At 29.9% G+C, this 12,486-nt stretch carries 13 protein-coding genes and 1 tRNA gene; 7 read left to right on the top strand and 7 right to left on the bottom strand.

Translation table 11 applies throughout. The features are described 5' to 3' along the window. Positions 1 to 108: 108 nt before the first annotated feature. From Q0C22_RS01375 to Q0C22_RS01355, 5 genes are all read right to left on the bottom strand, one after another. Positions 109 to 330, bottom strand: coding sequence for a hypothetical protein (locus Q0C22_RS01375; protein WP_291490299.1), 222 nt, complete (start codon positions 328 to 330; stop codon positions 109 to 111). Between the two features lie 393 nt (positions 331 to 723). After that, positions 724 to 1,041, bottom strand: coding sequence for a hypothetical protein (locus Q0C22_RS01370; protein WP_291490298.1), 318 nt, complete (start codon positions 1,039 to 1,041; stop codon positions 724 to 726). A 94-nt stretch (positions 1,042 to 1,135) separates the two neighbouring features. Next, complete coding sequence (locus Q0C22_RS01365; protein WP_291490297.1) at positions 1,136 to 1,828, bottom strand: DUF2459 domain-containing protein; 693 nt, start codon at positions 1,826 to 1,828, stop codon at positions 1,136 to 1,138. A 666-nt stretch (positions 1,829 to 2,494) separates the two neighbouring features. Then, positions 2,495 to 3,085: a hypothetical protein gene (locus Q0C22_RS01360; RefSeq protein WP_287005548.1), complete on the bottom strand. Its 591-nt coding sequence runs from the start codon at positions 3,083 to 3,085 to the stop codon at positions 2,495 to 2,497. Positions 3,086 to 3,097: 12 nt separating this feature from the next. Then, positions 3,098 to 3,174: transfer RNA gene (locus tag Q0C22_RS01355), tRNA-Arg, on the bottom strand. Positions 3,175 to 3,282: 108 nt separating this feature from the next. Between Q0C22_RS01355 and Q0C22_RS01350 the strand changes: the two genes are divergently transcribed. Genes Q0C22_RS01350 through Q0C22_RS01330 form a run of 5 tightly spaced genes read left to right on the top strand, consistent with a single transcriptional unit; the run spans position 3,283 to position 8,697 of the window. After that, complete coding sequence (locus Q0C22_RS01350; RefSeq protein ID WP_291490296.1) at positions 3,283 to 3,951, top strand: YggS family pyridoxal phosphate-dependent enzyme; 669 nt, start codon at positions 3,283 to 3,285, stop codon at positions 3,949 to 3,951. Then, entirely contained in the window at positions 3,935 to 6,007 is a 2,073-nt protein-coding gene (gene flhA / locus Q0C22_RS01345) for a flagellar biosynthesis protein FlhA (RefSeq protein WP_291490295.1), read from the top strand. Before Q0C22_RS01350 ends, flhA begins: the two co-directional genes overlap by 17 nt. Further along, positions 6,004 to 7,200: a flagellar biosynthesis protein FlhF gene (gene flhF, locus Q0C22_RS01340; protein WP_291490294.1), complete on the top strand. Its 1,197-nt coding sequence runs from the start codon at positions 6,004 to 6,006 to the stop codon at positions 7,198 to 7,200. The genes flhA and flhF overlap by 4 nt, the downstream gene beginning before the upstream one ends. After that, positions 7,184 to 8,032, top strand: a complete 849-nt coding sequence (locus Q0C22_RS01335; RefSeq protein ID WP_291490293.1) for a MinD/ParA family protein — start codon at positions 7,184 to 7,186, stop codon at positions 8,030 to 8,032. The genes flhF and Q0C22_RS01335 overlap by 17 nt, the downstream gene beginning before the upstream one ends. Continuing rightward, positions 8,032 to 8,697, top strand: a complete 666-nt coding sequence (locus Q0C22_RS01330; protein ID WP_291490292.1) for a cytochrome c biogenesis protein CcdA — start codon at positions 8,032 to 8,034, stop codon at positions 8,695 to 8,697. Before Q0C22_RS01335 ends, Q0C22_RS01330 begins: the two co-directional genes overlap by 1 nt. On the opposite strand, the gene Q0C22_RS01325 is transcribed toward Q0C22_RS01330, so the two are convergent. Beyond that, the gene (locus tag Q0C22_RS01325) at positions 8,661 to 9,830 is read right to left on the bottom strand and encodes an aminoacetone oxidase family FAD-binding enzyme (RefSeq protein ID WP_291490291.1); all 1,170 of its coding nucleotides are present in this window, start codon (positions 9,828 to 9,830) and stop codon (positions 8,661 to 8,663) included. The genes Q0C22_RS01330 and Q0C22_RS01325 overlap by 37 nt on opposite strands. Further along, positions 9,823 to 10,647: an MqnA/MqnD/SBP family protein gene (locus tag Q0C22_RS01320; protein ID WP_291490290.1), complete on the bottom strand. Its 825-nt coding sequence runs from the start codon at positions 10,645 to 10,647 to the stop codon at positions 9,823 to 9,825. The genes Q0C22_RS01325 and Q0C22_RS01320 overlap by 8 nt, the downstream gene beginning before the upstream one ends. A 100-nt stretch (positions 10,648 to 10,747) precedes the next feature. On the opposite strand from Q0C22_RS01320, the gene Q0C22_RS01315 reads away from it, so the two are divergent. Further along, complete coding sequence (locus Q0C22_RS01315; RefSeq protein ID WP_291490289.1) at positions 10,748 to 11,761, top strand: hypothetical protein; 1,014 nt, start codon at positions 10,748 to 10,750, stop codon at positions 11,759 to 11,761. Positions 11,762 to 11,764: 3 nt separating this feature from the next. Next, positions 11,765 to 12,486, top strand: a 722-nt coding sequence (locus Q0C22_RS01310) for an ATP/GTP-binding protein (protein WP_291490288.1), incomplete at its 3' end; no start/stop codon positions are given.

The following is a 12,486-nucleotide window of genomic DNA, read 5'->3' as shown; positions in this document are numbered from 1 at the left end:
ATTTGATGAAGTATGTGGAAAAGAATAAGTAATGAAAAAAGGAGCACTAAAATAAAAGAATTTACACTTTTCCATAGAAGTTTTAAAGATTTATAAAAGCAAATAAATTTACTCTCCTAAAAGCAAAAGTGCATCTTCTGCATATTCTTTTGGAACTTTGATTTCAACCTTTCCAAGTCCATCCAACTCTAAACCAAATACAATTCCAACACTTTCATATTTTAACAAAGAAGGAACACCATAGCTTTCAAGTTTATTTTTTATAATATTTGCCTCATTGATACCATTAACTATTTTGATAGTAACAAGATCTAATTTTTTGTTTGTCATAAATTCCTTTATTTGAGTTCTCTATATCAAATTAGCCTTTTTTAATCTTAGATTTAATTTAAGCCTTTTTATTATTTAATCAATACAAATATCAAAATTGATAAAAAAAGTACTTATAGTGAAGATAAATTCAATATAAGAATTAACCTAATCTGGGCTAAATTAATAGTTTTAAACGCATTGGAGTGCTTTACAGGTTTTTTTATAAAGTTGTTACAATTTTATATAACTAGATTAGCACATAAATTTTACATATCATTACCACATGCTTTATGTCGTTAATCCTTACAATAGCATTTTTACATCCCATACCTTTGATTTTTAATTTTAGTATTTTCATAAGTAGACTTATTAAAATAAAAAAATTATTTATTGTAATATAATTGAGTTATTTCAAAACACCATTGGAATATAGCCTTCGTTTATTAACTTTGACAAAGGCTCGCCAATATATTGCAGGTTAAAACCTTTTTCTTTGTATAGTCCATCAATGCCTTTTTCTTTGGCAACAAATTTGCAGGCAACCGCCTGGAGTCCTTTAAGTGTGTTTAAAAGTTCATCGTTTTTTAGAACTATCTCTTGGCTGGCACCAAATACAAAAAATTTTACATCTTCAAACCATTTGTATTTTATAGCATTAGATCCATATAAAATACCTGTTTTTAAAACCTCTTCGTTTGGGTTAGCCAAAATAATAACTACTTTGCCCATAATTTCCTCCACTATGATCTATTAATTTATGTATAATAATACTAACTAATTGGATTTCAAGTTTAATAAGGTAAAATCTGGTATTTGTTATAATTCATTTTTTGTGTTTTAATGATTTTAAAGTAGATATTTCTGACATAACTTGAGATGAAAATATAACTGCTTCATCATTTATAGGTAGTCCTGAAAAGTGCAAGGCATGCAAAGTCCATGTATTGCAGGTGTAAAAAGCATCATAGATGCCAGGAGAAGCAAAAAAATAACTATGACCACTCAAACCTTTTTTCAGGGCAATTAACCTTCCTTTTGAATTCTTGGTAAGATAATCCCAAATATAGATGTCCAGGCGTTGCAGTTCTATTTGGGAAAGGTAAATCCAACGTATTTTGACGCTATTTGAAAAGATTTGTTTGGGATTTTCGGATAATCCTTGTACAAACATAACACTCTTTGATGGAAAAAGCGCTTTCAATCCTGTCCATAATCCAGGGTTTGATGACATATAGTATTTTCTATTGCCCCAACCAAACACAAAATACTTTGTATTTTTGGGTAACCAATCTTTTAGTATACTTAAAGATTGGTTTAATTCATTGGTGGATAATATTAAACCAGTATGCCAACCTTCATCTATAACGCCAACAGGTTCATCTATTTTAGCCAAGTCGGATTGCAATTTAGGGATTGATTTTGAAGAAATATTCAAGCCACCCGAGCATCCAGAGATTAAAAAAGATAAAATTAATACTATAAAAATAACATTAAAATGTCTAATTTTTTGTATCATTTTCGTTATTTACCATATTTTTATACATTTTTCAATTGCCTAAAAATTCAATGATTGCTTTAAAAACCTATATTTTTTCACATCAAAAGTTAAGGTTATTTTTATTTTCCCGCCTTTTCTTAAATTCTTTAAGATTCTGTTTAGGGCTTTTGTAGTTCAAGTATGAATATAATCTCACAGAATTGTAGAAAGCGTAAACGTAATCAAAGATAGCATTTGTAATTTTTTGCTTCCACCTTCCGCTAACTTTTCAGTATGACATCCTTCTCGTCATTCTGAGCACACGAAGGTGTGCGAAGAATCCCACCATTTGACCCCCACACGTCATTCTGAGCGAAGCGAAGAATCTTACCACTTTAAAGCGGCACGAAGTAGATCCTTCGCTTACGCTCAGGATGACACTACCCTTAGTCATTCTGAGGGCAACGCCCGAAGAATCTCCATCACTTAAAGTGGTATAAAGTAGATCCTTCGCTTACGCTCAGGATGACTGACTTCGCTTACGCTTTAGGATGACAGTAATTAACGCCTCAGGATGACAAAAAATTGCGTTTCAGGATGACAGTAATTGACGCTTCAGGATTACTGGTTTTGCTGGCATTTCAGCAAAACAGAACTCATTTTTTATAATCCAGTAAATTGTAGCAGAGGTCCACTTCAAAAAAATTATATTTGAGATTTTATATTAAATATCATATTGTTTAAACGCTCTATGTTATTTTTGTCTTTTATTATCTTAAAAGTTAAAATAATAACCATCACAATAAAAAATATTGGCGAAAATATCGCCATAATTAAGTAGCTCCCAAATATAATAGCTCCATAAAACACTTTTTCTATTACATGAGCGTATAAAAATATGCGCCAGGAAATTCTTTTAAAAAGGTATTTCCACCAGTAGAATCCTAATATAACAATATAAGAAAGATAAATTGGATTTTTAAGCTCCACATTAAATAGTCTATTTACTAATTCTTTCGAATCGTTATCTAAAGTATATTCCATAAAAAGATTAGATGCATGGGGTAAATAGTAAGTCTTCATAACAAAAATTGTGGATATAACCAATACAATAAAATAAGCCAAATCAATCACAATTGCTTTCTTGTAAAAATTATAATCTCTATTTGCTCTATTTAAAAAGCAGTAATCGCACAAAGGTATAAAGTATTTATTTGCACATTGACTACATAAACCTCTGCCGCAATCTCTACACGTTGCTACTGCATCAATGTTTTCATGTTTGTAGCATTTCATAATTAAAAATACTGGTGCCCCGAGCAGGAATCGAACCTGCGGCACCAGGATTAGGAATCCTGTGCTCTATCCTTCTGAGCTATCGGGGCATTTAGCCAAAGTTTTTATACTATTTTATACGGAATTTGTCAACTATACACCATATAAATAATTGACTTATTTTAAAGCAAAAGTATAATCGTAAAAAGGAGTTTTTTATGGAAAATATTTGTGAAAACTTAAAAAAGATAAAACAGGAATTGGAAATTTTAAATCCAAATGTCAAATTAATAGCGGTTTCAAAAAACTTTAGCTATTTAGCTGTAAAAAAAGCTTATGAGTGCTCTCAAAAAATATTCGGGGAAAACAGAGTCCAGGAAGCAATTGAAAAAATTGAACTTGCAAAAGCAGACAATTTAGATATTCAGTGGCATTTAATAGGACACCTTCAGTTAAATAAAGCCAAAAAAGCAGTTAGCTATTTTGACTATATTGATAGTGTTGACTCAATAGAACTTGCAGAAAAGCTTGATAAATATGCTCAAGCTCAAAATAAAATTATTAATATTATGCTTGAAATAAACATTGCAAATGATCCAAAAAAATTTGGCTTTTCTAAAAATGAAGTTTTAGATGCTGCAAAGAGAATAGTTAATTTTGAAAATCTAAAACTATACGGTCTTATGTGCATTGGGCCACAAGCCCAAGAAAGTGAAATTAGAAAAGCTTTTAGGGATATGAAATCAATATTTGAAGATTTAAAGAAAAGCATTTGTTCTACTTTGAGCGAGTTATCGATGGGTATGAGTGATGACTTTCGTATAGCAATACAAGAAGGCTCAACTATTATACGCATTGGAAGGGGAATTTTTGGAGAAAGAACTTAGTTTAATGGATCAAATTACACGATTTAGCGATTTCCTTATACTTCTTGCAGTAATTATTATCCTTACGGTTTTAATTGTACCATTGCCACCTTTTTTGCTTGATTTTTTTATAACTATTTCTTTTGCTTCTGCATTGCTTATTTTTTTTGTAAGTATTTATACACAAAGACCACTGGATATATCGACTTTTCCTACAATACTTTTGACTGTTACCTTATTTAGGTTGTCTTTAAGTATTGCAACTACAAGAGCAATTTTGCTTCATGGTGCTCAAAGTGCCGATGCAGCTGGAGAATTTATAAAAACTTTTGGCTACTTTGTTGTTGGCGGAAGCTATGTTGTTGGTTTTATAATATTCATTATATTGGTAATAATAAATTTTGTTGTAATAACAAAAGGTGCAGGTAGAGTTGCAGAAGTTGCAGCACGCTTTACTTTGGATGCAATGCCTGGAAAACAAATGAGTATAGATGCTGATTTAAATTCAGGCGTAATAACTGAAGCAGAGGCAAAAAAACGCAGACAGGAAATAGCCAAAGAAGCAGATTTTTACGGAGCTATGGATGGTGCAAGCAAGTTTGTAAGAGGCGATGCAATAGCGGGTCTTTTAATAACTTTTATTAACATAATAGGCGGTATAATTATTGGCGTACTTCAACATAAAATGAGTTTATCAGAGGCAGCTAGCAGATACACTGTACTTACTATTGGTGATGGCCTTGTTGTACAACTACCTGCTTTGATCATTTCCACAGCTGCAGGTATTGTAATTACAAAAAGCTCAAGCGAAGAAAGTCTTGCACCTGATTTGATTAACCAGCTTACAAAACAATACAAAGCTTTGTATTTATCTGCTGCTATTTTGGCTATTCTTGCATTAATACCAGGCATGCCTCATATAATATTGATTCTACTAGCAGTTATTTTTGCTTACCTAGCTTATTCTATTTCTCAAAAAAATCGTGCAGCTATTGAAGAAGAAGAAAAAATAGTCCAAGAACAATCGCAAGCTCCCATAGTTGAAGAAAATATCGAAGAAGCAATGAAAATTAATGTACTAGAGCTTGAAATAGGCTACGGCTTGATACATTTAACGGAAGAAACAGAAGGTGCTAATTTGCTAAATAGAATAAAATTAATGCGAAAACAGCTAGCCTTAGATATTGGTGTTATAATACCTTCTATTAGAATAAGGGACAATCTTACTTTAGACAAAAATGAGTATATTTTTTTAATCAAAGGCATTGAAGTAGGTAAATACAGGATTGAACCTGATAAATTACTTGCTATGTCGCCTGCTCCATTAAAACAAATAGAAGGAATAAGCACTAAAGAACCAGCGTTTAACTTACAAGCAATATGGATAGAAAAGGAAAAAAAGAATGAAGCAATATTGGCAGGTTACACCGTAGTTGATCCAGTTACTGTCATCATTACCCACATAACCGAGCTAATAAAAAGAAATATTTATGACATATTTACGCGCCAGGATGCAAGTAAATTACTTGAAAACTTAAAAGTTGATTATCCAAAAGTCATAGAAGAATTAGGACAGTATTTAACTTTAGGACAGGTGCATAAGGTGTTAAAAAACCTCCTAAAAGAGCAAGTGCCTATACGGGATTTACTGACAATTTTTGAAACACTTGCAGATTGGGCGCCCCACACTAAAGATCTGGATTTGTTAACAGAATACGTAAGAAGTGCCCTTGCCTATCACATTACAAATAAATACAAAGATGAAAATAATGTTTTAAATGTAATTTTGCTTGGCTCAAGTGCAGAAGGTATATTAAGCGCAAATATTAAAGAAGAAAGCGGTTATTCTTATATGAATCTGCCTCCAAATATTGCTGATAAGCTTATTCAATCTACGCAAAATCAAATTGCTAAGGTTGCAGAAATTGGTATTGAACCTATTATTGTTACATCTCCAAGAGTAAGAAGGCATTTTAAAGCTTTTCTTGAAAAATTTTTTCCAAGAATCGCAGTGCTTTCTTATTCAGAAATTACCAATAATGTTGAAATTAAAACTTTAGGCACAATCGAATTATGATAATAAAAACATTCGAAGCAAACAACCTTCAGGAAGCCATAAGAAAGATAAAAAAAGAATTAGGAGAAGAAGCTGTTATTTTATCAACAAGAAAGATAAAAAAAGGGTCTTTTTTTTCATTTTTTAAAAGAGAAGTTATCGAAGTAACAGCAGCAGTAGAACACAAGCAAGAAAGCAAAAAAAATAACTTTGCAAGCTTGGTCGAATCACAAACCACTGACACTCCCAAACAGGATCTGGAAAAAAAGATTTTAGAGCTGGAAAATTTACTAAAAAGTGCTACTAAAAATCCACTTCAAGATATTGTAGAAAGCATTAAAAATGATCTCGACAATTTGAAAAGCTCTCTTTCGTATATGGCAAAAAAAGAAGGTGAAGTAGATATTTATAATTTACCTTTTTCCGTACAGAAGTATTTTAATCTTATGAATGAAAAAGGTATCAACAAAAAATATTCATTTAAAATTTCAAAAGCAATATATGATAATTTATATGCAGAAAAGCTAAAAGATGAAAACTATACTATTAAGTATTTAACTGTCCTTTTATCTCAATTTTTTAAACCAGCTGATTTTAACGAGCAAATAGTGGTACTAACTGGCCCAACCGGTGTTGGCAAAACTACAACAATAGCAAAACTTGCAGCTATTGAAAAATTAAAAAACAAAAAGAAAGTAAGTATAATTACAACCGATACTTATCGTATAGGTGCTGTTGACCAACTATTAACATATTCAAAAATCATGGAAATACCAATGCACGTTTGTATTACAAAAAATGATCTTCAAAAAGCTGTTAATGAATTTAGCGGTTATGATAAAATATTTATTGATACGGTAGGTAGAAGCCAAAAAGATATAAAACGATTAGAAGAGTCATTTAGTTTATTTAAAGATCAAGAAGGTATGCATTTTAGTTTGGTTTTAGCTTTAAATACAAAAGAAGAAGATTGCATGGAAATTTATGAGAAATTTTCTAAACTCAGAATTGATAGCTTACTTTTAACAAAACTAGATGAAACAAACACGCCAGGAACAATGCTTAATTTTGCCGTTAAAACTAAAAAACCAATTTCTTACATTAGTTTTGGACAAGATGTCCCAGATGATATAGCTAAAGCTGATCCCTTAAGTATATCTTCATTTATTATTAAAAATACAATAAAAGAGGAAGAAAATGAACGATCAAGCTAAAAGGTTAAGAGAATTGGTCGATACAAACAAGAAAAACCAGAAAGTTATAGCAATTTCAAGTGGCAAAGGTGGTGTAGGAAAAACCAGCATTGTTGCAAATATGGCTGTAGCATTAAGCAATATTAATAAAAAAGTTATATTATTTGATGGAGATCTAGGATTAGCTAATGTAGATATTGTATTAGGAGTCAAAACAAATTATAGTATAATTGATGTGATAAACAAATCAAAAAAACTAGAGGAAATTATTGTTAGCTATAACCAAAACTTAAAAATTATACCTGCAGGCAGCGGTATTGAAGAAATTTCCAATGCTACGGAAAGTGATTTAAAAGAAGTGGTAGACGAGCTTAATGAGTTATCTGTTGAGTCAGATGTTTTATTGATTGATACTGGTGCTGGTATATCAAAAAAAGTTATGACGCTTCTTAAAAATGCTATTGATATAATTATTGTGGCAACACCTGAGCCAACATCAATAGCCGATGCTTATGCAACAATTAAAATATTGACTTTAAATTACAAGCGAAAAGACATTAAAATGTTTATAAATATGGCAAAAGACAAACAAGAAGCACAAAATGTTTTTAATAATATGAACAATATTTGCGAAAAATTTTTAAATACAAAATTGGAAATGGCAAGTTACTCTATTTTTGATAAAAACTTGCCAAATTCAATTAAAAGCCAAAAACCGATTATTCAATACAACCCTGACTCTAGTTTTTCTATTTCTATCAAAAGATTGATAAATTACTTTTTTTCTCAAAACATTAAACTTATTGACAATCCAATAAAAATGTTTTTTAATAATCTTTTTGGGAGGGTGTGATGTATTTTAGCGCATTTTTTGGCGGACTTCTGTCTTTTATTAGCCCATGTATTTTACCATTGATACCGATTTATATATCATATATATCGGGCGTAACCGTAAAAGAGCTTAAGGATTCAAAAGATAAAAATGTTTACAAAAAAGCAATTTTAAACTCAATAGCTTTTGTTTTAGGTTTTAGTATAATTTTTACCCTTATGGGTACAAGTGCAAGCTATATAGGAACAATAATAGTAACAAATAAAATTTTACTTGCTAAAATTTCTGGCATTTTAATAATAATATCTGGAATTTTGTATGTTTTTAAAATAGATTTTATTTATAAATTTTTACGCATTAATGTTGAAGTAAAAAGTGTAAATCTATTTACTTCATTTTTGGTTGGTATTTTCTTTGCTTTTGGGTGGAGTCCATGCGTTGGACCAATTTTATCATCTATACTTGTAATTGCAGCTAACACTGCAAGTTTATCAAAAGGCGCAATGTTGCTTTTTATATACTCGCTTGGACTTGGAATACCATTTATACTGGCATCTATATTTATGGGCTTTTTTGTTAACTCATTTAACTTTTTGAAAACAAATTTGATTACATATGTTATGAGTATTTTTTTAGTATCAATAGGGCTTTATATGTTTGTAAACGGTAGATTACCAAGTTTTTGAGAAACTAAATAACCAGTTGTAAACGCTGCCTGAATATTAAAACCGCCTATTGGACCTGCAATGTCTAAAATTTCTCCACAAAAAAATAAATTATCTACAAGTTTTGAAGAGCAACTTTTTGGGTCGATTTCTTTTAAATTTATTCCACCTTTTGTAACAAAAGCTCTATCAAATCCACACAATTTTACATTAATTTTATAATTGCAAAGTAGTTCAAATGCGAGATTTATATTTTTTTTTGATAGTTCGTTTGTATTTTTTTCAATAAATGGGAATTTTTTTGATATATTATCAACAAAACGTCTTGGTAAATAATATTTAATAAATGATTTTATGCTTTTAGCTTTTTCTATTTCATTTAAAAAGACCCCTTTATCCTTTCCTAAAAAATTAATACTTATTAAATCGCCATTTTTAACAAAACAGGAAGCTTCTAAAATAACAGGTCCACTTAAACCAAAATGTGTAAAAAGCAAATTGTCTCTAAATAACCTATTTTTGTATTTTATTTCAACATTTTCCAAAGATACCCCGCTTAAATTATCAAAAAGGTTATCTTTAACACAAAAAGGCGTTTCAAACGGCTTTGGTGCAACAATAGTGTGTCCAAAGGATTTTGCAAACATGTAGCCATCTGCACTTGCACCTAATTTTTTACGTGCCAATCCACCTGTTGCTATGACGAGATTTTTTGATCTGTATAAATTTTTTGAAGTATGTACCAAAAATGTTTCTTTTTTTTCTATTTTAATAACTTTTTCGTTTTCATGCAGATGGATATTTCTATCTAATATAAAATTTTTAAGTTTATTAACAAGAATCTTTCCATTTGAGTTTTTCAAAAAAATTTTATTGTTTTCGATTTGTATATCAAGATTTAGTGTTTTTATAAATTTGATTAAATCATCTCTAAAAAAAATTTTAAATGCATCTCTTAAAAATTCACCATTTGGGGTATAAGCTTTTAAAAATTCATTTAACTCTGCAAGATTAGTTAAATTTACACGTTCATTGCCTGCAATTGATAATTTTTTGCCTGCAGATTGTTTATCTATAAGAAGGGTTTTGCCTTTACAAAAACAGGCACAAGCAAGCCCACTTGTACCTGCTCCCACAATAATAGCGTTATACAAGCGTTATTTTAGCACTTTTTTTAATCAAGCCTGATTTATATGCTTCATCAAGCAAAAGCTGGCAAGCTTTTAATCCATCTTCTCCCATATCTACTGTTAGTTTGTTTACATACATACCTATAAATTGATCTGCAAGTGAGGTTTCCATACCTCTCGCAAACTCTAAAGCATATTTTACAGCTTCACTCCTGTGCTCTAAAGAGTAAAGTATGCTTTTTTGAAGTATATCAGATATTAAACTTTTATCTTCCAGGTCTTTTTTGATGGAATTAACACCAAGAGGAAGTGGTAATTTTGTTTTTTCATACCACCATTTACCAATATCAAATACATTATATAGATTAAAGTCTTTATATGTAAGCTGACCTTCATGAATTACCAGTCCAGCCTGTGCATCACCATTTAATACATGATCAAATATTTTGTTAAAGGGAACAATAAGTATATCTAAATCTTTACCAAGCAATAGTTGTAATTCTAAAAATGCGCTTGTATAAATGCCTGGTATTGCAATTTTTGATTTTTTTATTTCTTCCAAAGACATAGGTTTTTTTGACACTATAATTGGCCCATATTTAAAACCCATACTTGCACCGCTTTTTAGTATATCGTATTTATCCTGTATAAGTGGATAAACTGCAAGAGAAATTGCAGTTATATCATATACAGCTTCAAGTGCTTTTTCATTTAAGGTTTGTATATCACTTAAAATTTGCTCAAAAGCATATCCGTGTGTCTCTATTGCATTTATATTTAATGCATAGAACATAAATGCATCATCTGAGTCCGGGCTATGAGCTAAAGTTAATTTTTTCATTTTTACCTCCTAATTTCTTATTATAACACAAATATTTTTTTTATCAATTTTAAAAATTTTCTTGACTTACATATATATATTATATAAAATCACTTATAAGATGCAAAAGGTATTAGATAAAAACAAGAAAGCTTATTTAGTTTTAGATGATAATTTGCTTGTAAAAATACTGCAGTATATTTTAAGCACAGACGGATGGTCTGTTGATTGGGTTGATGATCCACGTCAGATTAAAGAAGATATTGTAAATTATAGTTTAATTATAATAGGAAATCATAAAGGTTTAACTACTAAATCAAAACTTGCCGAAGTTTTTTTAGAAAAAATAAATGCAAATAACTTAGAGCCTGGCTTTATTAAGCCAACTATCGTCATTTTAAAAGACGAAACGGACATTATCTCAAATACAAAAGATGTTGTAAGTATTGTTTATCCATCATTTCATAAAGAAATATTTGCAGCTATTTCAAATATTAATAATAAATTCAAAACTTTGGAAAGAATATCTTTTGATAATTTTAAGGAAGTTAGGTTGGGTGAGTTTTTAAATTCTATCAGGAGTAATCAAAAAATTAGTTTTTTAGTTGGTAATAGGCAACTTAAAGTTCTTATAGTGGGCAGCGAAATAAATTTTTTACATTCTGATTTTGAAAATTTTTATGATATATTCAATTACCCAACACTTTATGTTGCTCAAGACATTATAGAAATATCCGATTTATCAAATATATCAAATGAAAAAACTCCAAGACTTAGCTTAAAAAATTTTGTTTGGGAAGGGATAAAGAAAATTGAAAATAAAGAACACCTTATGTCTTTGCTTCCCAAAGATAGGAATATTGTAACTGTAAAAGCGCCGCTTTATGCAGTAAAGAGTTCTTTGCTGCCTGGTAGTAATTTTGATATTGATTGGTTGATGAATAATTCTGATATTAGCATAGATAAAATTCTAAGACGATATGGTTATGATATAAGAATTTTACAAAATATCGTAATAATGTACATGTTAAGGATAATTGATCTCTCATCTGATCAAGAATCAACAAATAAATTCGATGTAAGAATAAAAAAAAGTGTCCTGCATAAAATTTTGGATAAGATTAGAGGTTTATGATTAATGGCTATTTATAAAATTATTGTTACAGGAAGTTTTAATTCAGGCAAAACAGAATTTATTAAATGTATAAGCGAAATTGATCCAATTACAACTGATAAACCGGTTACAGAAGAAGGGTTAAAAGATATAAAAAATTTTACAACTGTAGCTATTGATTTTGGTGTGATAACAATAGATAAAGAAATTATAATACATATTTATGCAACACCAGGCCAAGAAAGATTTAAATTCATATATGATATATTAGAAAAAAATGCTCTTGCCTTAATAGTACTTGGAGATATAACAAACAAAGAATCCATTTCCAATATGTACAAATATTACCGAGAATTTATGAAAATAAAAAGACTGCCAGCAGTATTTGCGCTTACAAAAAAAGATTTACCAAATAGAATCGAAGATCGCACAATAGAACAATTGCTTTCCAACAAGCCTAAAGAAATACCATTAATTAAAATTTCAAACAAAGAAGTTATTGATTTCTTAATTTCTTACCCTGAGGATAAGCGGCAAGAAATTTTCTCAAGTATAGTAGAATTTGGAGTAAAATCCCTCAAATCATTCCTGACCGAGAATTATGGCAGAATCATAGATGACCATTTTAAGTATGGTATACAATCGTTACAATACAAAATAGCAGAAAAGGTGCAGGAACTGGATACAAAGGTCTTTCAAGATTTTATCGAAAAAGCAAGGAAAAATGTTATTGAGGAGTTCAATAA

The organism is Desulfurella sp. (assembly GCF_023256235.1).
Lineage (GTDB): Bacteria > Campylobacterota_A > Desulfurellia > Desulfurellales > Desulfurellaceae > Desulfurella.
The sequence above is the reverse complement of the archived record's forward strand: the minus strand, read 5'-3'. Positions and strand labels throughout refer to the sequence as shown.